This window comes from Falsirhodobacter algicola (assembly GCF_018279165.1).
Lineage (GTDB): Bacteria > Pseudomonadota > Alphaproteobacteria > Rhodobacterales > Rhodobacteraceae > Falsirhodobacter > Falsirhodobacter algicola.
In genome coordinates this window covers 687,096-708,348 of record NZ_CP047289.1, presented here as the reverse complement: position 1 = coordinate 708,348, position 21,253 = coordinate 687,096, and the positions used below count along the sequence as shown (strand labels likewise).

At 66.1% G+C, this 21,253-nt stretch carries 19 protein-coding genes and 1 tRNA gene; 16 read left to right on the top strand and 4 right to left on the bottom strand.

Annotation, left to right across the window (positions count from 1 at the left end; genetic code table 11):
- The first annotated feature begins 15 nt into the window (after nt 1-15).
- A complete protein-coding gene (gene ligA, locus GR316_RS03625; RefSeq protein ID WP_211785094.1) occupies nt 16-2,097 on the top strand; it encodes an NAD-dependent DNA ligase LigA in 2,082 nt (693 codons plus the stop codon).
- Nucleotides 2,094-4,175: an ATP-dependent DNA helicase RecG gene (gene recG / locus GR316_RS03620; protein WP_211784686.1), complete on the top strand. Its 2,082-nt coding sequence runs from the start codon at nt 2,094-2,096 to the stop codon at nt 4,173-4,175. Before ligA ends, recG begins: the two co-directional genes overlap by 4 nt.
- Before the next feature lie 227 nt (nt 4,176-4,402).
- Here recG and GR316_RS03615 read toward each other — a convergent pair whose 3' ends face one another.
- Nucleotides 4,403-4,804: an iron-sulfur cluster assembly scaffold protein gene (locus tag GR316_RS03615; RefSeq protein ID WP_211784685.1), complete on the bottom strand. Its 402-nt coding sequence runs from the start codon at nt 4,802-4,804 to the stop codon at nt 4,403-4,405.
- Nucleotides 4,805-4,861: 57 nt separating this feature from the next.
- On the opposite strand from GR316_RS03615, the gene hisI reads away from it, so the two are divergent.
- From hisI to pgi, 10 genes are all read left to right on the top strand, one after another.
- A complete protein-coding gene (hisI, locus tag GR316_RS03610) occupies nt 4,862-5,218 on the top strand; it encodes a phosphoribosyl-AMP cyclohydrolase (RefSeq protein ID WP_211784684.1) in 357 nt (118 codons plus the stop codon).
- Nucleotides 5,218-7,026: an ABC-F family ATP-binding cassette domain-containing protein gene (locus GR316_RS03605; RefSeq protein WP_211784683.1), complete on the top strand. Its 1,809-nt coding sequence runs from the start codon at nt 5,218-5,220 to the stop codon at nt 7,024-7,026. The genes hisI and GR316_RS03605 overlap by 1 nt, the downstream gene beginning before the upstream one ends.
- Nucleotides 7,027-7,144: 118 nt before the next feature.
- The gene (locus tag GR316_RS03600; protein WP_211784682.1) at nt 7,145-7,744 is read left to right on the top strand and encodes an outer membrane protein; all 600 of its coding nucleotides are present in this window, start codon (nt 7,145-7,147) and stop codon (nt 7,742-7,744) included.
- 99 nt (nt 7,745-7,843) lie between these two features.
- On the top strand, nt 7,844-9,208 hold the full coding sequence (gene cysS, locus GR316_RS03595; RefSeq protein ID WP_211784681.1) for a cysteine--tRNA ligase: 1,365 nt from the start codon (nt 7,844-7,846) through the stop codon (nt 9,206-9,208).
- Nucleotides 9,205-9,951, top strand: a complete 747-nt coding sequence (locus GR316_RS03590) for a phytoene/squalene synthase family protein (protein ID WP_211784680.1) — start codon at nt 9,205-9,207, stop codon at nt 9,949-9,951. Before cysS ends, GR316_RS03590 begins: the two co-directional genes overlap by 4 nt.
- Before the next feature lie 30 nt (nt 9,952-9,981).
- Nucleotides 9,982-10,632: an alpha/beta hydrolase gene (locus GR316_RS03585; RefSeq protein WP_211784679.1), complete on the top strand. Its 651-nt coding sequence runs from the start codon at nt 9,982-9,984 to the stop codon at nt 10,630-10,632.
- A 142-nt stretch (nt 10,633-10,774) separates the two neighbouring features.
- Nucleotides 10,775-11,359 carry an HNH endonuclease gene (locus GR316_RS03580; protein ID WP_211784678.1) on the top strand — a complete coding sequence of 195 codons (585 nt, stop codon included), beginning with the start codon at nt 10,775-10,777 and terminating at the stop codon, nt 11,357-11,359.
- A gap of 88 nt (nt 11,360-11,447) precedes the next feature.
- Nucleotides 11,448-12,902 carry a glucose-6-phosphate dehydrogenase gene (gene zwf, locus GR316_RS03575; protein WP_211784677.1) on the top strand — a complete coding sequence of 485 codons (1,455 nt, stop codon included), beginning with the start codon at nt 11,448-11,450 and terminating at the stop codon, nt 12,900-12,902.
- Complete coding sequence (pgl, locus tag GR316_RS03570; protein ID WP_211784676.1) at nt 12,899-13,570, top strand: 6-phosphogluconolactonase; 672 nt, start codon at nt 12,899-12,901, stop codon at nt 13,568-13,570. The genes zwf and pgl overlap by 4 nt, the downstream gene beginning before the upstream one ends.
- Nucleotides 13,571-13,580: 10 nt before the next feature.
- Nucleotides 13,581-15,170: a glucose-6-phosphate isomerase gene (pgi, locus tag GR316_RS03565; RefSeq protein WP_211784675.1), complete on the top strand. Its 1,590-nt coding sequence runs from the start codon at nt 13,581-13,583 to the stop codon at nt 15,168-15,170.
- A gap of 55 nt (nt 15,171-15,225) precedes the next feature.
- Here pgi and GR316_RS03560 read toward each other — a convergent pair.
- Nucleotides 15,226-15,299, bottom strand: a tRNA-Gly gene (locus GR316_RS03560).
- Between the two features lie 46 nt (nt 15,300-15,345).
- Complete coding sequence (locus GR316_RS03555; protein WP_211784674.1) at nt 15,346-15,804, bottom strand: fasciclin domain-containing protein; 459 nt, start codon at nt 15,802-15,804, stop codon at nt 15,346-15,348.
- Nucleotides 15,805-15,923: 119 nt separating this feature from the next.
- Here GR316_RS03555 and GR316_RS03550 point away from each other — a divergent pair, with 119 nt between their 5' ends.
- Together GR316_RS03550 and GR316_RS03545 are read left to right on the top strand one after the other, a co-directional pair.
- Entirely contained in the window at nt 15,924-17,033 is a 1,110-nt protein-coding gene (locus tag GR316_RS03550) for a Ppx/GppA phosphatase family protein (RefSeq protein ID WP_211784673.1), read from the top strand.
- Nucleotides 17,030-17,743, top strand: a complete 714-nt coding sequence (locus GR316_RS03545; RefSeq protein WP_211784672.1) for an RlmE family RNA methyltransferase — start codon at nt 17,030-17,032, stop codon at nt 17,741-17,743. Before GR316_RS03550 ends, GR316_RS03545 begins: the two co-directional genes overlap by 4 nt.
- Before the next feature lie 8 nt (nt 17,744-17,751).
- On the opposite strand, the gene GR316_RS03540 is transcribed toward GR316_RS03545, so the two are convergent.
- Nucleotides 17,752-18,321 (bottom strand): YcbK family protein, encoded by a 570-nt coding sequence (locus tag GR316_RS03540; RefSeq protein WP_211784671.1) that lies wholly within the window; start codon nt 18,319-18,321, stop codon nt 17,752-17,754.
- 241 nt (nt 18,322-18,562) lie between these two features.
- On the opposite strand from GR316_RS03540, the gene GR316_RS03535 reads away from it, so the two are divergent.
- Both GR316_RS03535 and lpxD read left to right on the top strand, forming a co-directional pair.
- Nucleotides 18,563-20,116 carry a L,D-transpeptidase family protein gene (locus GR316_RS03535; RefSeq protein WP_211784670.1) on the top strand — a complete coding sequence of 518 codons (1,554 nt, stop codon included), beginning with the start codon at nt 18,563-18,565 and terminating at the stop codon, nt 20,114-20,116.
- Between the two features lie 27 nt (nt 20,117-20,143).
- On the top strand, nt 20,144-21,226 hold the full coding sequence (lpxD, locus tag GR316_RS03530) for a UDP-3-O-(3-hydroxymyristoyl)glucosamine N-acyltransferase (protein WP_211784669.1): 1,083 nt from the start codon (nt 20,144-20,146) through the stop codon (nt 21,224-21,226).
- Nucleotides 21,227-21,253: the final 27 nt, after the last annotated feature.

Here is a 21,253-nt window from a genome sequence, read left to right as displayed (position 1 = left end):
GTGGACGAGCTGACGATGGACGAGGCGCAGGCGGAGCTTGCGCATCTGGCCGAGGCCATGGCCGGGGCGAACCTCGCCTATCATCGCGACGACGCGCCCGTCATGTCCGACGCCGAATATGACGGGCTGAAAGCGCGCAACCTTGCTTTGGAAGCGCGCTTTCCGGAACTGAAGCGCGCCGACAGCCCGACCGAACTGGTCGGTGCAGCCCCCTCGGACGCCTTCGGCAAGGTGCGCCATTCGGTGCGCATGCTCAGCCTCGAAAACGCCTTCGACGACGCCGACGTGGTGGAGTTCGAGGCGCGGGTGCGCAAATACCTCGGCCATCAGGCGGATCTGGCCTTCATGGCCGAACCCAAGATCGACGGCCTTTCCCTCTCGCTCCGCTATGAGGGCGGGCGCCTGATGCAGGCCGCAACCCGCGGCGACGGAGAGACTGGCGAGGATGTCACCGCCAATGCCCGCACGATCGAGGACATTCCCCACCACCTGACCGGCGCCCCCGAGGTGCTGGAGGTGCGCGGCGAGGTCTATATGTCCCATGCCGATTTCGAGGCGCTCAACGCCCGTCAGGCCGAACGGGGCGGTCGGACCTTTGCCAACCCGCGCAATGCGGCGGCCGGCAGCCTTCGCCAGTTGGACCCGGCGATCACCGCCCAGCGCCCGCTGCGTTTCTTCGCCTATGCGTGGGGCGAGGTGTCCGAACCCCTTGCCGATACCCAGTCCGGCGTGATGGAGCGGTTCGAGGCGATGGGCTTTTCCGTCAATCCCTTCACCCGCCTTTGGCACAGCGTGGAGGAGATGCTCGCCCATTACCGCGATATCGAGCAGCAGCGCGCGACGCTGGGCTATGACATCGACGGCGTCGTCTACAAGGTGAACGATCTCGGCCTTCAACGGCGGCTCGGCTTCCGGTCCACGACGCCGCGTTGGGCGATTGCGCATAAGTTCCCGGCCGAACTCGCATGGACGCGGCTGGAAGACATCGACATTCAGGTGGGCCGCACCGGCGCCCTGTCGCCCGTGGCGCGGCTGGCGCCGGTGACGGTAGGCGGCGTCGTGGTGCAGAACGCCACCCTTCACAACGAGGATTACATCGCCGGCCGCGATTCGCAGGGACGGGAGATCCGCGGCGGCAAGGACATCCGCATCGGCGACTGGGTGCAGATCTACCGTGCGGGCGACGTGATCCCCAAGATCGCCGATGTCGATATCGCCAAACGCCCGGCGGGTACGGAGCCGTTCCGCTTTCCCGATCACTGCCCGCAATGCCAGTCCCCCGCCGTCCGCGAGGAGGGGGATGCCGTGCGCCGCTGCACCGGCGGTTTGATCTGTCCCGCGCAGGCCGTGGAGCGGCTGAAGCATTTCGTGTCGCGGAACGCCTTCGACATCGACGGTCTTGGCGCCAAGCAGGTGGAGGCCTTCCACCGCGACGGCTGGATCCGCGATCCAGCGGATATCTTCACCCTTCAGCAGCGCTATGGCAGTGGCCTTCAACAGGTGCGCAACCGCGAAGGCTGGGGTCCGAAATCCGCCGAAAAGCTGTTCGCCGCCATCGATGCCCGCCGCCGGATCGAACTGAACCGTCTGATCTTCGCGCTCGGCATCCGGCATGTGGGCGAAACCTCGGCGCAGCTTCTGGCCCGCCATTACGGCACATGGGCCGCGTTCGAGGGTGCGATGTCGCGCGCCACCGCCGGCGAAGGCCCCGAATGGGACGAACTGATCGCGATCGACGGGGTGGGCGCGGTGATGGCGACCTCGCTGCTCGACGCCTTCCACAACGAGGCCGAGCGCCGGGCGATTGATGCGCTGGTGGCCCATCTCGATGTGCAGCAGGTGCAGCGGCAGGTCATCTCCGGCAGCCCGGTCGCCGGTATGACCGTCGTATTCACCGGCACCCTGCAAAAGATGACACGGGCCGAGGCGAAATCGCGAGCGGAAAGTCTGGGCGCGAAAGTGGCGGGGTCGGTGTCGGCGAAGACGGATCTCGTGGTCGCAGGGCCGGGGGCGGGCAGCAAGGCCAAGCAAGCCGAGACGCTGGGCGTGCGCCTGATCGACGAAGACGAATGGCTTGCCCTGATCGGCGACGCATGAGCCGGTCCGACGCGCTGAACCCGCTTTTCGCGCAGCTCGAGACGCTGGAAGGGGTCGGGCCCAAGACCGCCCGCGCGATGGAGGCGGCGGGCCTGCGCCGCCCGGCCGATCTTCTCTTCCTGCTGCCCCATTCCGCGATCGACCGCACGCCGCGCGCGGGCGTCGCCGATGTGATCCCCCCCGCCGTCGCCACGGTGGAGGTGACGGTGGGCCGCCACCATCCCCCCCGCAGCCGGGGCGGGCGCTACCGTATCGACCTCTCGGACGGCACGACCGCGTTTCAGGCCGTATGGTTTCACGCCAAGGCCGATTATCTGACGCGACTGCTGCCGGTCGGGGAACGGCGGCTCGTCTCCGGCAAGATCGAGACGTTCGACGGGATGATCCAGATGGTCCATCCCGATCATGTCCTGCCGCCCGAGGATGCCGCCTCCCTTCCGCTGTGCGAGCCGGTCTATCCGCTGGCGGCGGGCTTGACGCAGAAGGGCGTGACGAAGGCCGCGCGCGATGCGCTGGCGCGGGCGCCACGCATGGCCGAATGGATCGATCCTTCGGTCGTGGCGCGCGAGGGTTGGCCCGACTGGACCACCGCGCTGCACGGTCTGCACCACCCCATCACCCCCGAGGATCTGGCCCTCGCCACGCCCGCCCGCCAGCGCCTCGCCTATGACGAATTGTTCGCGCATCAACTGACGCTGGCGCTGGCGCGGGCGGCACGGCGGCGCGTTGCGGGGCGGCCCAGCACCGGCACCGGGCGGCTGCGCACGCGCGTCTTGGCCTCCTTGCCCTATGCGCCCACCGGCGCCCAGACCCGCGCCGTCGCCGAAATCGCCGCCGACATGGCCGCGCCGCACCGCATGAACCGGCTGCTTCAGGGCGATGTCGGCGCGGGCAAGACGCTGGTTGCGTTTCTTGCGCTGCTGATCGCCATAGAGGCGGGCGGGCAGGGCGTCCTGATGGCCCCGACCGAGATCCTCGCCCGCCAGCACGGCGAAAGCCTCGCGCCCTTGGCCGAGGCTGCGGGCATCCGCATGGCCGTGCTGACCGGCCGCGACAAGGGCGCCGATCGGCGCGCCAAGCTGGAGGCGCTGGCGGGCGGGCAGATCGACCTGCTGATCGGCACCCATGCCGTGTTCCAGCAGGATGTCATCTTCCACGATCTGCGTCTGGCCATCGTCGATGAGCAGCACCGCTTCGGCGTCGCGCAGCGGATGCAACTGGCGGCGAAGGGCGTCGCCGATGTTCTGGTGATGACCGCGACGCCGATCCCGCGCAGCCTCTCGCTGGCCAGCTATGGCGATATGGACGTGTCCGTGCTGGACGAAAAGCCCCCCGGCCGCAAACCCGTCACCACCGCCCTGATGGCGACCGAGCGGTTGGAGGAGGTGGTCGCGACGCTGGCCGCCCGCGTGGCCGAAGGGCGGCAGGCCTACTGGGTCTGCCCGCTGGTCGAAGACAGCGAGGTGATGGACTACGCCTCGGCCGAGGGGCGTTTTGCAGGGCTGCGCGCGGTGATGGGGGATGCGGTAGGCCTTGTCCATGCCCGCATGCCCCCGGCCGAAAAGGACCGCACGATGGCCCGTTTCGCCGCCGGCGATCTGCGGGTTCTGGTCGCGACCACGGTGATCGAGGTGGGGGTGAACGTGCCCAACGCCTCCATCATGGTGATCGAACGGGCGGAGACGTTCGGCCTTGCGCAGCTGCACCAGTTGCGCGGGCGCGTGGGTCGGGGCTCCGAACAATCGACCTGCCTGCTGCTCTATCAGAACCCGCTATCGCAAACCGCGCGCCGCCGCCTTCAGATCCTGCGCGAAACCGAGGACGGCTTCCGCATCGCGGAGGAAGACCTCTCCATCCGCGGTGCGGGCGATCTGATCGGCACGGCGCAATCGGGCCTTCCGCGGTTCCGCATCGCCGATGTGGAACGCCAAGCGGGGCTGATGGCGCTGGCGCAATCGGATGCGCGGGCGCTCTTGGCCCGCGATCCGGACCTGTCGAGCCCGCGCGGTCAGGCGGCGCGGGATCTTCTGTGGCTTCTGGGCCGGGACGAGGCATTCCGACTGCTGCGCGTTGGCTGAATGTTCTTAATAAGTTCTTTACTTGTTCCAGAACGTATGAGAACAATCGGGCAACACACAGGAGGTTGCCTATGCTGGATCAAGCCCGTTCCGTACTGACTCATTCCCGTGCCACGCTGATCGAGGACGCCGTGGGCGTCGTCGTTCTGTTCTCCGGCCTCTTCGTAGGCCTTCATATCGCTTTCTGAGTTGCGCGGCCCTGCCTGACGCGCCAACTGCCGCCAGCCTCAGCGTTGGCGGCTTTTTTCCATCGCTTCGATTGCGGCATCCATCGGCAGCAGGATGGCCGCATGGCGGGCCGGATGCTCCGCCGCCGGGGCCAGCGGGGCATAGGCCTCGCAGATCGGACCGCCCGCCAGCATCGCCGCCACCTCGGCGCGCAGGCGCGGCAGATCGGCATCGAACACGCAGCGACCCAGCAGCGCGGCCGACGCCTGACCCAGAAGGCAGGTCCGCACCTCTTGTGCAAAGGCGGTGAGCCTTTCACCCTCCGTCACCACATCCACCGTCACCGTCGATCCGCAGGTGGGGGAGCGGCGCGTCGCGCTGCCGGTGGGCGCGGGCAGGCGGCCCGCATGGCCGATATCGGAGGCGAGGGCCAGAAGTTCCGTGGAATAGAGCGTGGACATCGTTCCCTTCCCGTCATGCTTCCCCTAGATAGACGCGACCCCCTGCGAGGAAAAGAGATGTTCGATCCAGATACCCTGAGCTATGACGCCAACGGCCTGATCCCGGTGATCGCGCAGGACCATGCCTCCGGCGAGGTTCTGATGATGGCTTGGATGAACGCGACCTCGCTCGCACGCACGATGGAAACGGGGCGCATGACCTATTGGTCGCGCTCGCGTCAGGCGTTCTGGGCGAAGGGCGAAAGTTCGGGCCATGTGCAGACCCTGATCGAGATGCGGGTGGATTGCGACCGCGACTGCCTTCTGGCGCTGGTGGAGCAAGTCGGCCCCGCCTGTCACACCAACCGTCGTTCCTGCTTCTATACCGCCGTGCGGGATGGGAACGAGACCGAAATCCTGACGCCGGAGGCCTGATGGCACGCGCACCGCTTCTGCAACTCAACGACATCTCCCTGACATGGGGGGGCGATCCGGTCTTCGACGGGCTGTCGCTGGTCGTGCAGCCGGGGGACCGGGTGGCGCTGGTCGGGCGCAACGGCTCGGGCAAGTCCACGCTGATGAAGATCATGGCCGGGCTGGTGGAGGCGGATCGCGGCGACAAGACGCTCTCTCCCGGTGTCACCGTCGGATATATGGAACAGGACCCCGATCTGTCGGGCTTCGAGACGCTGGGCGATTTCGCGGCCTCCGGCCTGCCGGAGGGCGAGGAATACCGCATCGCCATGGTTGCCGAGGGCCTGAAGCTGGACCCGGAGACGCGGATCGACGCGGCGTCGGGCGGGGAAAAGCGCCGCGCCGCGCTGGCCCGCCTTCTGGCGGCCGAACCGGAATTGATGCTTCTGGACGAGCCGACGAACCACCTCGACATTCAGGCGATCGAATGGCTGGAGGATCATCTGCGCTCCACCCGCGCGGGCTATGTCCTGATCAGCCACGACCGCGCCTTCCTGAAGGCGCTGACCCGCGCGACGCTGTGGATCGACCGCGGCCAAGTGCGGCGGCGCGAGCAGGGGTTCGAGGGGTTCGAGGAGTGGCGCGAGGCGGCTTGGGCCGAAGAGGACGAAGCCCGCCACAAGCTGGATCGCAAGATCAAGGCCGAGGCCCGTTGGGCGGTGGAGGGCATCTCGGCCCGCCGCAAGCGCAATCAGGGCCGTCTGCGCGCCTTGGCCGATATGAAGGCCGAACGCGCGGGCCAGATCCGCCGTCAAGGCACCGCCGCGATGGAATTGGAAAGTGGCCCCGTATCGGGCAAGCGCGTCATCGAGGCCAAGGGCATCTCCAAGACCTACGGAGAGCGGGTGATCCTGCAACCCTTCGATCTGCGTGTGCAGCGCGGGGAGCGGATCGCCTTCGTCGGCCCGAACGGCGCCGGCAAGACGACCCTGCTGAAGATGCTGACGGGGGAGCTTGCGCCCGATACCGGCACCGTCACCCTTGGCTCGAACCTGCAGATGGCGGTGTTCGATCAGACCCGCGCGCAACTCGATGGCGAGGCGAGCCTGTGGGAAAACCTGACCGGCGATCCCCTTCTGGGTGTGTCGGGGCGGGCGGATCAGGTGATGGTCCGGGGGCAGCCGCGCCATGTGGTCGGCTATCTAAAGGACTTCCTGTTCGACGATGCGCAAGTTCGTGCGCCGGTCCGTTCGCTGTCCGGGGGTGAAAAAGCACGGCTTCTTCTGGCCCGGATCATGGCCCGCGAATCGAATCTTTTGGTGCTGGACGAGCCGACGAACGACCTCGATGTCGAGACTCTCGACCTGCTTCAGGATATTTTGGGGGAATATGACGGGACAGTGTTGCTCGTAAGCCACGATCGGGACTTCATCGACCGGGTTGCGACATCCACTGTTGCACTCGAACGTGAAGGACGGGCCGTCGTCTATGCCGGCGGCTGGACCGATTATCAGACCCAGCGCACCCCCGAAGAGGACGTCACTCAACCTGAGGTTGTGTCTACCGCAACTCCTAAGACGTCCGCCACCAAACCGGTCGCCGACGGCCTCAGCTTCACCGAGCGCAAGCGCCTCGAAGAGCTTCCTGCATTGATCTCGCGGCTGGAAGCGGAACTGGCAAAGCTGTCGGAGCTGCTGGCCACGCCCGACCTCTACACCGCCGAGCCGGTGAAATTCCGCAAGGCGAGTCAGATGCTGGAGGAGCGTCAGGCCGCTCTGTCAGCTGCGGAGGATGAGTGGCTTACGCTCGAAAACAAGGCCGCCGGCTAACACGAGGACGTAAAGAATTCGTGATGTCAGGGGGTCTGGCGCTTTTGAATGGAAAGGACAATTTGCATCCCGTGTCGGGTGGCAGGACCGCCCGAACGAACGAATTGGAGAATATCCCATGAAACGCATCGCAGTACTCGCTCTCGGCACCGCTGCCGTCGTCGCCGCTCCGGCCGCCTTCGCTGGTGGCCCGGTCGTGGCTGCTCCGGAACCCGTCGTGGCTGCTCCGGCACCCGTCATGATCGCACCGGTTTCGGGCGACTGGAACGGCGCCTACTTCGGCGCCCAGCTCGGCTATGGTGACGGCGGCGACGTCGACGGTGACGGCGCTCTCGGCGGCATCCACGGCGGCTACCGCTGGGATCTCGGCAACACCGTTCTCGGTGTCGAAGGCGCGTACAACAACGCTGACCTGTCGAACGACGACGACACGATCAAGCTGAACGACCTCGCGACGATCACCGGCCAAGTCGGCTACGACCTCGGCCGCACGCTGGTCTACGCCAGCGCCGGTGTGGCTTACGGTTCGGGCGACTTCGCCGGTTCCGACGATGCCGACGACTACGGCTACACCGTGGGTCTGGGCGTTGACTACGCTGTCAACGACAACTGGACCATCGGTGGCGAAGTCGCGACCTACAGCTTCGACGACTTCGACGACACGGGCGTGAACTACAACCCGACGACCGTTCAGGTCAAAGCGGCTTACCGCTTCTGATAACGGTCCCGCTTCGGGATTTGGGGCGCGAGGGGGAACCTTCGCGCCCTTTTTCAATGCCGCGGCCCGTGCTAAGTCCCGGGCGAACCGGAGGTCGCGATGAAGCTGTACAACACCCGCACCCGCGCGAAGGAGGATTTCGCGCCGTTGGACCCGTCGAATGTGCGGATGTATGTCTGCGGCCCGACCGTCTATGATCGCGCCCATCTGGGCAATGCGCGGCCCGTCATCGTGTTCGACACGCTGTTCCGCCTGCTGCGGCATCTGCACGGGATCGACCACGTCACCTATGTCCGCAATTTCACGGATGTGGACGACAAGATCAACGACCGCGCCGCCGCCACCGGGCGCGGCATCCGCGACATCACCGACGAGACGATCGGCTGGTATCACGTGGATATGGACGCGCTCGGCGCGCTGCGCCCGACGCATGAGCCGCGGGCGACCGATTACATCGCGCAGATGATCGCCATGATCCTGCAACTGGTCGAACGCGGCAACGCCTATGCCGCCGAGGGGCATGTGCTGTTCGATGTGCGCAGCTTTCCCGATTACGGGCGCCTGTCCGGCCGTTCGGTCGATGACATGATCGCCGGCGCGCGGGTGGAGGTGGCCCCCTTCAAGCGCGATCCGATGGATTTCGTCCTTTGGAAACCCTCGGCCGAGGATCAGCCGGGCTGGGACAGCCCGTGGGGCCGGGGGCGTCCGGGCTGGCATATCGAATGCTCGGCCATGGCTCATGATCTTCTGGGACCGGCCTTCGACATTCATGCCGGCGGGATCGACCTGCAATTCCCGCACCATGAGAACGAGATCGCACAGAGCTGCTGCGCCCATCCCGAAAGCGATTTCGCGAAGGTCTGGCTGCATAACGAGATGCTGCTGGTCGATGGCCGCAAGATGTCGAAATCGCTCGGAAATTTCTTCACCGTGCGCGATCTCTTGGATCAGGGGATTCCGGGCGAGGTGGTCCGTTTCGTGCTTTTGTCCACGCATTACACGCGCCCGATGGATTGGACCGCCAAAAAGGCCCGCAACGCCGAGGCGACGCTGCGCAAATGGCGCGCCCTGATCGCGGGCACCGAGGCCGGGATGCCGGATGCGGCCTTCGTCGCGGCGCTTGGCGATGATCTGAACACCGCCGCCGCCATGGCCGAACTGCACCGCATGGCCAGCGAGGGGGATGCGGCGGGCCTTGCCGGATCGGCGCCGCTGATGGGACTGCTGCTGCCGGATCTCGGGACTTGGGCCGAGGTGGCGGGGCCGGATGCCGATGTGTCCGCGCTGATCGCCGATCTGCTGGAACAACGGGCCGCCGCCCGCGCCGCGCGCGATTTTGCCCGCGCCGACGCGCTGCGCGATGGTTTTGCGGCGGCGGGTGTCGTGGTGAAGGACACGGCCGAGGGCACGGAATGGTCGCTCGCCCCTGGGTTCGACATGGCCAAACTCCAGGCTCTGACGTGAGTCTGGACGACTGCGCCCGACTGGTCGCGGCCGGCGACCCGGACCGGTTCGCCGCCGTGATGGCCGCGCCGCCTTCCGCACGGGCGAGTCTTCTGCCGCTCTATGCCTTCAACCTCGAGGTGGCGCGCGCGCCTTGGGCCTCGGCCGAGCCGCTGATCGCGGAGATGCGCCTGCAATGGTGGGCCGACATCGCCGAGGAGATCGGGCAGGGCGGCACCCGTGCCCATGAGGTCGTGGCCCCCCTTGCCACGCTGGTGCAGGAGGCGGGCCTTCCCGTCGCGCTCCTGACCGATATCGTAGAGGCGCGGCGGGCCGACATCTACCCCGAAGGCCCGACCGCCGAGGAGTTCGACCGCTATATCGACCGGACCGCCGGGCATCTGATGTGGCTGGCGGCCCTGTCCCTTGGCGCAGAGGCGGGGCTTGAACCCAAGGTGCGCGCCCATGCCCATGCGCAGGGCGTCGCCGCGCTTTTGCAGGCCACGGCAGAGCTTCGGGCCCGTGGCCGCATACCGCTGCCGAGCGAGTGCGACATTCCGGCGCTGGCCCGCACCGCCCGCAAGCGGCAGGCGCGGGCAGGGCGCGTGCCCCGGCGGATCGCGCCCGCCGTGCTTCCGGCATGGCAGGCCGCCGCCCTGTTGCGCCTTGCCGAAAAGGAACCGCAGCGGATCGAGGAGGGACGCCTCGCGCTGCCCGAATTCCGCAAACGCGGCGCGCTGCTGCTGCGCGCCTTCCTCGGCTGATCCCACCCCTTTTCCACGGAGCCACGCGACATGACCCTGACCTTCGGACGCACCGCCCCCGCCACCGGCACCGCCGACAGCATGGTGATCTTCGTGCATGGCTTCGGCGCGAATGGGGCCGATCTTCTGGGCCTGTCCGCACCGCTGGCCCCGCATCTGCCGCGCACCGTCTTCATCGCGCCCGACGCCCCCGAACGCTGCCCCGGCAGCCCGGGCGGTTTTCAGTGGTTCCCCATTCCGCGGCTCGATGGGTCGACCCAGCTGATGATGGAGGAAGGCTTCGCCCGCGCCACGACCCAGCTTCAGGCCTTCATCGACGAACGACTTGCCGAAGAGGGCATCGCCCCCGAACGCCTCGTGCTCATCGGCTTTTCGCAGGGCTCGATGATGAGCCTCGAGGTCGGTCCCCGGCGCGTGCCCCAGATCGGCGGGATCGTCGCCTTCTCGGGCAAGCTGATCGGGCCGGAGCGTCTGGCCGATGCGCCGTCGCGTCCGCCGGTTCTGCTGGCCCATGGCGATCAGGACCCCGTCGTTCCGTTCGAGGAGATGGGCCTAGCCGGTGACGCCCTCGTATCGGCGGGCTTTCAGACCTTCGGCCATGTGATGAAGGATACCGGCCATGGGATCGCGCCGGATGGCCTATCGGTCGCGCTGTCCTTCCTGCGGGATCGGCTGGGCTGACACGAAACCGTAACCTGCCGCCTCTATCGTCGCATGGATAGGGGCTTGCATGGTGTTCGGCGCCCTATATAGTTCAAGACAGGCGATGGGGCGGGCTCCCCGCCCCTTGACCCTAGCGGGACGGGGCGAAGGAGAGTTGCGGATGGACGGAGATTTCAGGACCCATTTCGTGAGAGAGCCAGCGGCGCTGAAGCAGTTCCCCGCGCTCGTTCTGAACGCCGATTACCGGCCGCTCTCCTATTATCCGCTGTCGCTTTGGCCTTGGCAGGACGCGATCAAGGCCGCCTTCCTCGACCGCGTCACCATCGTCGCCGAATACGAACAGACGGTGCGAAGCCAGCGGGCCGAGATACGGATACCGTCGGTCGTCGTCCTCAAAGATTTCGTCAAACCTCAGAAGCGCGTGGCCTTCACGCGCTTCAATCTTTTTCTAAGGGACGAATTCTGCTGCCAATATTGCGGTGCGAAGGGGGATCTGACCTTCGATCACGTCCTTCCCCGCGCGCGCGGCGGCATCACAAGTTGGGAAAACGTGGTCGCGGCATGTTCGCCCTGCAATCTGCGCAAGGGCTCGCAGACGCTGCGGCAATCGGGCTTGCGGCTGCACCGCGCCCCGCGCCGCCCCACCGCCGAAGAGATGCAGAATCACGGTCGCCGCTTCCCGCCGAACCACCTGCACGAAAGCTGGCTCGATTTCCTCTACTGGGATGCGGAGCTGGACGCCTGAGGGCTGACATTCCTGTGGCTTGCGCTAGACTTGGGGCTCGGGTGCGGGTAACACTGACCCTGTTTGCGCTAACAGCAGGAGGACCTTGATGGTTTCGCGGACGATCCCAGTGGATCCATTCGATCTAGTGATCTTCGGCGGCACGGGGGACCTCGCGCGGCGCAAGATCCTGCCGAGCCTGTATCGCCGCTTCCTTGCCGGTCAGATGCCCGAGGAAAGCCGCATCATCGGTGCGGCCCGGACGGAGATCTCGGTCGAGGAATATCGCGCCATGGCGCGGGACTCGATCACCGAATTCGTGCCGAGCAGCAAGCGCGACGCCGCCTCGCTGACGGCCTTCATCGACCATCTGCGCTATGTCGCGATCGACGCGACGGGCACGCAAGGCTGGCAGGAACTGCGCGAGGAGATGCGCGAGGGCATGGTGCATGCCTTCTACTTCTCCGTCGCGCCGTCGCTGTTCGGGGCCATCGCCGAGCGTCTGCACGAGCATGGCATCGCCGATGGCAACAGCCGCATCGTCGTGGAAAAGCCGTTCGGCAAGGATCTGAAGACCGCCCGCGCGCTGAACGCGACGCTGGCCGAACATTTCACCGAACAGCAGATCTACCGGATCGACCACTATCTCGGCAAGGAAACCGTTCAGAACCTGATGGCGATCCGCTTCGCCAACATCCTGTTCGAGCCGCTGTGGAAGACCGAGTACATCGACCACGTTCAGATCACCGTCGCCGAGACGGTGGCCGTGGACGGGCGGGGCGCCTATTACGACACCTCGGGCGCGATGCGCGACATGGTGCAGAACCACCTGATGCAGCTTCTGTGCCTGATCGCGATGGAGCCGCCCTATCACTTCGACCCGGATGCCGTCCGTGATGAGAAGCTGAAGGTGATCCGCGCGCTGGAGCCGGTCCGCCCCGAAGACATCGTGCGCGGCCAGTATGCGCCCAAGAACGGCAAGGCTGGGTATCGCGACGATGCCGGCAATCCCGACAGCCGGACCGAAAGCTACATCGCGCTGAAGGTCGGCATCGCCAACTGGCGTTGGAAGGGCACCCCCTTCTATCTGCGTACCGGCAAGCGTCTGCGGGCGCGCACCTCGGAAATCGCGATCTATTTCCGCCGTCCTCCGCATTCGATCTTCGACGATCCCGAAGGCGGGCGCGAGAATGTGCTCGTCATCCGTCTGCAACCCAACGAGGGCATCAACCTCAAGGTCATGATCAAGGAACCGGGGCCGGGCGGTATGCGCCTGACGCAGGTGCCGCTGGACATGTCCTTCGCGCAGGCGCTCGGCCCGGACGGTTCGGACATCCCGGACGCCTATGAACGGCTGATCATGGACGTGATCCGGGGCAACCAGACCCTGTTCATGCGCGGCGACGAGGTGGAGGCCGCTTGGGCTTGGGCCGATCCGATCATCGAAGGCTGGGAGACGCGGCAGGAACGCCCGCACGCCTATGAGCCCGGAACATCCGGCCCGGAGGATGCGCTGATGCTGCTGCATCGCGACGGTCGCCGGTGGAGGGAGATCAAGGAATGAACTTCAACGAATATCCCGATCGCGAATTCCTGTATCTTCAACTTGCGAACCGCATCGCGAGCGAGCTTGGCGATTTCCTGCGCCGCGAGGGGCGGGCGACGCTCTGCGTTCCCGGGGGGACCACCCCCGGGCCGGTGTTCGACACGCTGTCAGGCGTCGATCTCGATTGGGCCAACGTCACCGTGTTCCTGAACGACGAACGCTGGGTTCCGGAGGATCACGCCCGGTCCAACACGCGCCTTCTGAAGCGCCGGTTGCTGACGGGGCGGGCGGCGGCGGCCACCTACATTCCGATCCATTCCGACAACGGCACCCCCGAAGAGGCGCTGGAGCATCTGGCCGAAGGGCTGGAGCCGCATCTGCCGATCTCGGTCCTGCTTTTGGGGATGGGCGTGGATATGCACACGGCCTCGCTCTTCCCCGGTGCGGACCGGCTGGAGGAGGGGCTGTCCGACAAGGCCCCGCTTCTTCTGCCCATGCGCGCCGAGGGCGCGGGCGAGCCGCGGATCACCCTGACCGCGCGCCCGTTGAAGCAGGCGATCTCCACCCATCTGCTGATCACCGGGCCGGACAAGCGCGAGGCGCTGCACCGCGCCGAGAAACTTACCCCGATGGAGGCGCCGATCCGCGCCTTCCTCGCTGACACCACGGTCCATTGGGCCGAATGAGGAGCATGAGATGAACGACTGGCAGGCCCTGCGCGACCACCACCGGATTGTCGCGGATCGCCCGATCCTGACGCTGTTCGACGATACCCGCGCCGAACGTTTCTCCGCCCGGGCGGATGGGCTGCTGTTCGATTATTCCAAGACGAACATCTGCGACACGGGAATGGAGCTTCTGCTCGCCCTCGTGGACGGGGCGGACCTTGCCACGAAGCGCGAGGCGATGTTCCGTGGCGCGCAACTGAACGAAACGGAGCATCGCTCGGTCCTGCACACCGCGCTGCGCAACATGGGCACGCCGCTGGAGGTGGGGGGCACCGACGTCACCGTCGCGCTGCGCGAGACGCATGCCCGCATGCGCGCCTTTGCCGACGATGTGCGCAGCGGCGCCTTTGCCGGGCAGGGCGGGCAGATCACCGATGTGGTGAATATCGGGATCGGCGGGTCGGACCTTGGCCCGGCCATGGCCTGCATCGCGCTTTCGCCCTATGCTGACGGGCCGCGCTGCCATTTCGTGTCGAACGTGGATGGGGCGCATGTCGCGGATGTGCTCGCCGGGCTCGATCCTACGACGACGCTGGTGATCGTCGCCTCCAAGACGTTCACCACGATCGAAACGATGACCAATGCCGAAACGGCGAAGGCGTGGATGTCGGGCAGCGTTTCCGATCCGGCCAAGCAGTTCGCCGCCGTTTCCACCGCCGAGGACAAGACAGCCGCCTTCGGCATCGACGCGAGCCGCGTCTTCGGTTTCGAGGATTGGGTGGGTGGCCGCTATAGCATGTGGGGGCCGATCGGCCTGTCGATCATGCTGGCGGTGGGCCCGGATGATTTCGACGCCTTCCTTGCCGGCGGCGCCGCGATGGACGCGCATTTCCGCAGCGCCGATTGGCGGGACAACCTGCCGGTGCTGCTGGCGCTGACGGGGATCTGGCACAATCAGGTCTGCGATTACGCAACGCGCGCCGTTCTGCCCTATGAACAGCGGCTGGCCCGGCTTCCGGCCTATCTTCAGCAGCTGGAGATGGAATCGAACGGCAAACGCGTGTCCATGGATGGCCGCGATCTTGCGATCCATTCCGGCCCCGTCGTCTGGGGGGAGCCGGGGACGAACGGCCAGCACGCCTTCTATCAACTGATCCACCAAGGCACCCGCGTCATCCCCTGCGAGTTCATGGTCGCCCGCGAGGGGCATGAGCCGGAGCTGGCCCACCAGCATCTGCTGCTCGTGGCCAACTGCCTCGCCCAATCCGAGGCGCTGATGCGCGGACGTTCCTTGGCCGAGGCGACGGAGATCATGCGCAAGAAGGGCTTCGAGGGGGCCGAACTGGAACGGCAGGCTCGTCACCGCGTCTTCCCGGGCAATCGTCCGTCCACGACGCTGTGCTATCCGAAGCTGACGCCCTTCGTGCTGGGGCAGATCATCGCGCTCTATGAACATCGCGTCTTCGTCGAGGGTGTGATTCTCGGCATCAACTCCTACGATCAATGGGGCGTGGAGCTGGGCAAGGAACTGGCGCTGGCGCTTCAGCCGATCCTCGAGGGCGCATCCGCCGATGGCAAGGACGGCTCCACCCGCCAATTGGTGGACTTCCTGCGCTAAGACAGAAGCCGCCGACTTCGGTCGGCGGCCTTTGGGCCGTTCAGCGATGGAATGATGGAGCGGGTGAAGGGAATCGAACCCTCGTATTCAGCTTGGGAAGCTGCTGCTCTACCATTGAGCTACACCCGCGATGCGCTTGAATTATGCGAAAGCGGGCAGGGCGTCAAGACGCTCTTCACCGCGGCAGGATCAGCGAATCCACGATATGCACGACGCCGTTCGCCTGATCGAGATCGGCCGCTTCGATCCGGTGCGACCGGCCCGCATCATCCTTCAGCGTCAGTCCCGACGGCGTGCGCGTCAGCGTCAGGCGGCAGCCGCCGACGGTGCGGATAACGGCCGATTGACCGGAGGCGAGGGCGCGGCTCACGACCTCGGTCGGGGCCATGTGACAGGTCAGGATTTGCACCAACGTTTCGCGGTCCAAGGACGGGGACAGCTTTGCCGCCGCCGCATCGGTCGGGGCGAAGATGGTGTAGGGGCCGGGATTGGCGAGGGCGCGGTCGATGCCCGTCTGGCGCATCTTTTGCGCAAAGATCGAAAGCTGCGGCGTGGTGGCCGCGAAATCGTAGACATTCGCCGCCGCAGCCGGCATCGCCAGCAGCATCGCGGCGCAGAAGGTGATGACACGCATCGCGCTCTCCTCTCCACATGGCATGGGTAACGCTTGCGCGAGCGGGCGGTTCCCCTCCACTTGCGCTTGTCCGTCGGCAGGAATACCATGGACACAACCGAGAGTTGGAGGGCGATACAATGGCGCCCGAGCGTCCCAGGGGTGTGGACGCGATCCCTGCAGACATCCTGCAGGTCGAACCATCCGCCACCCCGTCCGGTCCGGCGCTGTATGCGGCACTGGATCTTGGCACGAACAGTTGCCGCATGCTGATTGCCCAGCCAAGGGGCAGTCACTTTCAGGTCGTGGACAGTTTCTCCAAGACCGTACAGCTTGGCCTTGGGTTGGAAAGTTCCGGCCGGCTGTCGCGTGCCTCCATGGGACGGACGGTTCAAGCGTTGCGCATCTGCCAGAAGAAGATCGAGAAGCACCGGGTTCGCCGGATGCGCCTTGTTGCGACCGAGGCCTGCCGCCGCGCCCGAAATGCGCGCGATTTTATCCACATGGTCCGGCGCGAGACGGGCCTGCAACTGGAGATCATCCGCCCGGAGGAGGAGGCGCGCCTTGCCGTCATCTCCTGCGCGCCGCTGGTCAGCCCGAAGACCGAGCAGCTTTTGGTGATCGACATCGGCGGCGGTTCGACCGAACTCGTCTGGATCGACCTGTCGCAGGTGGAACCGGAGAACCGCGCCCGCTCCATCATGGCGCTGCACAAGGGGTTCAAACCCCGGCAGGGCGCGGCGCGGGTGGTGGATTGGATCTCGGTCCCGCTGGGGGTGGCGACGCTGAAGGATCAGTTCGCGGATGTGGAGGATGACGCCGCCCGCTTTGCCCTGATGAGTTGGTATTTCGAAGAGAACCTCGCGACCTTCTCGCCCTACAATGCGGACAACGCGCGCGAGGGGTTCCAGATCATCGGCACCTCTGGGACGATCACGACGGTTGCGGCCTCGTTCCTGAAGCTGCGGCGCTATGACCGCACCAAGGTGGACGGGCTGCACATGACCTCGGACCAGATCGACCATGTGATCCGCGAATACCTCGCGCTCGGCCCCGAGGGGCGGCGCGTCGATCCGCAGATCGGACGGGATCGGCACAGCCTGATCATGTCCGGCGCGGCAATCCTTCAGGCGCTGATGCGCGTGTGGCCGACGGACCGACTTTCGGTCGCCGATCGCGGCCTGCGCGAAGGCCTGCTTTATCAACAAATGAACGCCGACGGCGTTCTGGAAGACGGACCATTGACATGACGGCGAAGAACACCTCCGGCCGCGGGCAGCGCGATCTGCGCGTCCGGGTCAAGACGGCGAAGGGGCGCAAGCTGTCCTCCACGCTTTGGCTGGAACGGCAGCTGAACGACCCCTATGTGCAGCGGGCCAAGAAGGACGGCTATCGCGGCCGTGCGGCGTTCAAGATCCTCGAACTGGACAACAAGTTCGGGTTCCTGAAGCCCGGCGCGCGGGTGGTCGATCTCGGCTGCGCGCCGGGTGGTTGGTGTCAGGTGGCCGTGCGGCGGGTGAATGCGCTCGGCGAAGGGTCCGGCAAGCAAGGCACCGTCCTCGGCGTGGACATTCAGGAGGTGGAACCGATTTCGGGCGCCGAGATCCACCAGCTTGATTTCCTGGCCGACGATGCCGACAGCCTCGTGAAAGGCTGGCTCGGCGGTGCGGCGGATGTGGTGATGAGCGATATGGCCGCAGCCTCGTCCGGCCATAAGAACACCGATCACCTGCGCATCATCGCGCTGTGCGAAGCGGCGGCCTATTTCGCCTTCGACGTGCTGGAGGAGGGCGGGACCTTCGTCGCCAAGGTTCTGGCGGGCGGCGCGGAGAACGAGCTTCAGACCATCCTGAAGAAGAACTTCACCAAGGTCGCCAACGTGAAGCCGCCCGCATCGCGCGCGGATTCATCCGAGAAGTTCGTCGTGGCCATGGGGTATCGCGGGCGCCGCGATACCTGAGGGCGCCGTCAGGCGCCCCAGTGGCGGACCGGGCCGCAATCCATGTGCACGAAGTTCGAACCGCTGTAACGACCGACCCCGCCCGAAGCGCAGGCTTCGGCCGCGCGGGCCATCTGGCTGACCGACCGGGATTTGAGCCGCACGTCCGCCGCCTCGCCCTTCATGTGGAGCGAGTTCTGCGCCACACCCGAAGAGCGGGCCCGCAGCATCGCGTTCGTCTGCGGCGAGCGGTAGCCCGACAGCAGAAGATAGGGCTCCGGGGCATCCATCAGGCGGTGCGCAGCGGTCAGGATGTCCACGGTGCGCGGGTCGAAATTGATCACGCCGCCGGTGCGCCAGTCGCGCATGAAACGGTTGATCTCGGCAAGGCTCTCGGGAACGTAATTGCCGTCGATCCAATAGATCTGATCGATGCTTTCGCCCGTACGCCCATTGTACATCTTGATGCGTCGGATATCGCCGGCGCCCCGTAGGAAACCGAATGCGTGCGATGCGGTGGGCGCTGCTGTGATCATGGTTGCCGCGAAAGCACCCATTAGCCCACGCCGGGAAATCCCGGAAAGAGGTTGTCCTGTCATTCTGCCTGTCCGCTACGTGTCTGTGCCGCGTTTTGCACGGCTTCGTATTCGTACCACCCATCTATGTCATGATCGGCCCGAGTCACCAAGCGCGATGAACCTTTCGGTTAAAGGATCTCGGCGATAATTTGCTGATTGCCGATCGTTGCATCTCTGCACCGATGCGGGGGGCTTCTTGCGCGCACTCTCGACATGGCGCGGGGCAAGTGTAACGAATGATTAACGAACCCTCGGAATTCCCATGTTCAGAATCACCCTGCTTGCCGCCGTGGTCGCTCTTGGCGGGCTTCATGCCGCTGTCGCCGCGCCCATGCCACCCCGGGCGCAGGAGCCCCCGAACTGGCGCCCCGGCGATCCGGTGGCAGCGTTCTATCACGATCGGGCCTTCGAAACCTTCTGGCTGCAGGACCGCGAGGCACGGCTGGAGCCGTTCCTGAAGGCGCTCGACGATGCGTGGATGCATGGCTTGCCGATCGGCCGCTACGATTCGCGCGCGCTGCGCCAGCAGCTTCGGGCCGCGACCGAACCCGCCGATCTTGCGCGGGTCGATGTCGCGATCACCCGCGCCTTCTTTGCCTTCGTGCAAGATGCCCGCAGCGGCGCGGTGCAACCCAAGCGCGTCGATCCGACCATCGTGCGCGACGTGTACCGGCGCAGCCCGCAGGCGGAAATGGCGAATTTCGCCCATGATCCCGCGGGTTATCTCGCTACGCTTTTCCCGGCGGATCCGGCCTATGGCCGCCTCGTCGCGCAGCGGGTGGAACTGGCCACGGCCGATTGGGGCGATCCCGTCCCGATGGCCGTCACCCTCCACCCCGGAGAGGGCGGGCCTGCCGTTGCGGCACTGCATGCCCGGCTCGCGGCCATGGGCTATGCCCCGGACGGCGCCGGTTATGACGAGGCGCTGCGCCGCGGCGTCCGCGCGTTTCAAGCCGATCACGGTCTTGCCGCGGACGGCATCGCCGGTCCCGCCACCTTGGCCGAGATCAACGTCCCGGCCGAGATCCGCGCCCAGCAGGTCATCGTCGCGATGGAGCGGCTGCGCTGGATGCACGGATCGCGCGGCGATCGCTATGTCTGGGTGGACCTGACCGAGCAGATGATCCGCCTCGTCGATCATGGCCAGACCGTGTTCGAGACGCGCGGCGTGATCGGCAAGCCCGATCCGACCTACCGGACGCCCGAATTCTCGGACCGGATGGATTACATCGTGATCAATCCGGCATGGCATGTGCCCGGATCCATCGCGACGGCCGAGTATCTGCCGAAGCTGCAAAAAGACCCCTATGCCGCGCCGCAGCTTCAGGTCGTGGATGCCACCGGCACCGTGATCGACCGGCGCTTCATCGATTTCCGCGCCTATACCGCGCAGACCTTCCCCTATCGGCTGCGTCAGCCGCCATCGGATGACAACGCGCTCGGTATGGCGAAGTTCATGTTCCCGAACCCGTGGAACATCTATCTGCACGACACCCCGGCGCGGCATCTGTTCGGGCAGTCGGACCGGGCCTTCAGCCATGGCTGCGTGCGCGTGTCCGATCCCTCGACGCTGGCCGAGGTGCTGATCGGCCCGCAATCGGACGATCCGGCGGCGCGGATCAAGGCGGCGGTGGACAGCGGCAAGGAAACGGTGATCACCCTGCGCGATCCGCCGCAGGTGCATCTGGTGTACTTCACCGCCTATCCGGCCGAGGATGGCCATATTCGCTATCGTCCCGACATTTACGGTCGCGATGCCGCGATCTGGGACGCTATGGCGCGGGCCGGGGTGGCGCTGCGGGGCGAGGATGGCTAGATTCCCCTCAAACCACCGGAGAACGACATGCCCCATACCATCCGCAACATCGCCAAAGCCCTGAACGCCGAGGCGGAGGGCAATCTCGACCTCATGGTCGGTGCGACGGCGGAACCGGCGGCGGCGGGCCCCGAAGATCTGGCGCTGGCGGTCGATCCGAAATACGCGGATGGGCTGGCGCAGGGGGCTGCGCGCGCCGCGATGCTGTGGCAGGGGGCCGACTGGCGCGCCCTGGGGCTGGAGGCTGCGATCTTCGCGCCGCGTGGGCGGCTCTCCATGGCGCATCTGTCGCGCATGATGGATCCTGGCCCCGCCATCGCGCCGGGCATCCACCCCATGACGGTGATCGACCCGACGGCGACCATTGGCGACGGTGCCGCGATCGGCCCCTTCGTGACGATCGGTGCCGGTGCGCGGATCGGGGCGAATGCGCGCATCGCGCCCCATGCCTCCATCGCCGAAGGGGCGGTGATCGGCGATGATGCCCTGATCCTGAACGGCGCACGGATCGGCGCGCGCGTGGTGATCGGCGATCGCTTCATCGCGCATCCGGGGGCTACGATCGGCGGCGACGGATTCTCCTTCGTCACGCCCGAAGTGTCCGGCGTGGAGGAAATCCGCCACACGCTGGGCCTGCGCGAGGAAATCCGCAAACAGGAATGGGTCCGCATCCACTCGCTCGGCAGCGTCAGCATCGGCGACGATGTGGAGGTGGGGGTGAACTCCTGCATCGACCGGGGCACGATCCGCGACACCAAGGTCGGAAACGGCACCAAGATCGACAACCTCGTGCATCTTGGCCACAATGTGCAGGTCGGGCGCGATTGCCTTCTGTGTGCCATGGTCGGGGTCGCCGGGTCGGTCAAGATCGGTGACCGGGTGGTGCTGGCCGGTCAGGTCGGCGTGTCGGACAACATCTTCATCGGCGATGACGTGATCGCGGGCGGCGGCACCAAGATCCTGAGCAACGCACCGGCGGGCCGGGTGCTTCTGGGCTATCCCGCCGTGAAGATGGATCTGCATATCGAAATGCAGAAGGCCCTGCGCCGCCTGCCGCGCCTTGCCAAAACGGTTGCCGAGCTGCAAAAAACTGTCGCAAAAGACGGGTAAACCCTTCGGGAGACGCATCCCGGGGGA

Bases quoted from the DNA above. Each gene is read 5' to 3' on its own strand.
- ligA (WP_211785094.1), top strand. From the start codon at position 16: ATGGACGAGGCGCAGGCGGAGCTTGCGCATCTGGCCGAGGCCATGGCC.
- recG (WP_211784686.1), top strand. From the start codon at position 2,094: ATGAGCCGGTCCGACGCGCTGAACCCGCTTTTCGCGCAGCTCGAGACG.
- GR316_RS03615 (WP_211784685.1), bottom strand. From the start codon at position 4,804: ATGTCCACGCTCTATTCCACGGAACTTCTGGCCCTCGCCTCCGATATC.
- hisI (WP_211784684.1), top strand. From the start codon at position 4,862: ATGTTCGATCCAGATACCCTGAGCTATGACGCCAACGGCCTGATCCCG.
- GR316_RS03605 (WP_211784683.1), top strand. From the start codon at position 5,218: ATGGCACGCGCACCGCTTCTGCAACTCAACGACATCTCCCTGACATGG.
- GR316_RS03600 (WP_211784682.1), top strand. From the start codon at position 7,145: ATGAAACGCATCGCAGTACTCGCTCTCGGCACCGCTGCCGTCGTCGCC.
- cysS (WP_211784681.1), top strand. From the start codon at position 7,844: ATGAAGCTGTACAACACCCGCACCCGCGCGAAGGAGGATTTCGCGCCG.
- GR316_RS03585 (WP_211784679.1), top strand. From the start codon at position 9,982: ATGACCCTGACCTTCGGACGCACCGCCCCCGCCACCGGCACCGCCGAC.
- GR316_RS03580 (WP_211784678.1), top strand. From the start codon at position 10,775: ATGGACGGAGATTTCAGGACCCATTTCGTGAGAGAGCCAGCGGCGCTG.
- zwf (WP_211784677.1), top strand. From the start codon at position 11,448: ATGGTTTCGCGGACGATCCCAGTGGATCCATTCGATCTAGTGATCTTC.
- pgl (WP_211784676.1), top strand. From the start codon at position 12,899: ATGAACTTCAACGAATATCCCGATCGCGAATTCCTGTATCTTCAACTT.
- pgi (WP_211784675.1), top strand. From the start codon at position 13,581: ATGAACGACTGGCAGGCCCTGCGCGACCACCACCGGATTGTCGCGGAT.
- GR316_RS03555 (WP_211784674.1), bottom strand. From the start codon at position 15,804: ATGCGTGTCATCACCTTCTGCGCCGCGATGCTGCTGGCGATGCCGGCT.
- GR316_RS03550 (WP_211784673.1), top strand. From the start codon at position 15,924: ATGGCGCCCGAGCGTCCCAGGGGTGTGGACGCGATCCCTGCAGACATC.
- GR316_RS03545 (WP_211784672.1), top strand. From the start codon at position 17,030: ATGACGGCGAAGAACACCTCCGGCCGCGGGCAGCGCGATCTGCGCGTC.
- GR316_RS03540 (WP_211784671.1), bottom strand. From the start codon at position 18,321: ATGACAGGACAACCTCTTTCCGGGATTTCCCGGCGTGGGCTAATGGGT.
- GR316_RS03535 (WP_211784670.1), top strand. From the start codon at position 18,563: ATGTTCAGAATCACCCTGCTTGCCGCCGTGGTCGCTCTTGGCGGGCTT.
- lpxD (WP_211784669.1), top strand. From the start codon at position 20,144: ATGCCCCATACCATCCGCAACATCGCCAAAGCCCTGAACGCCGAGGCG.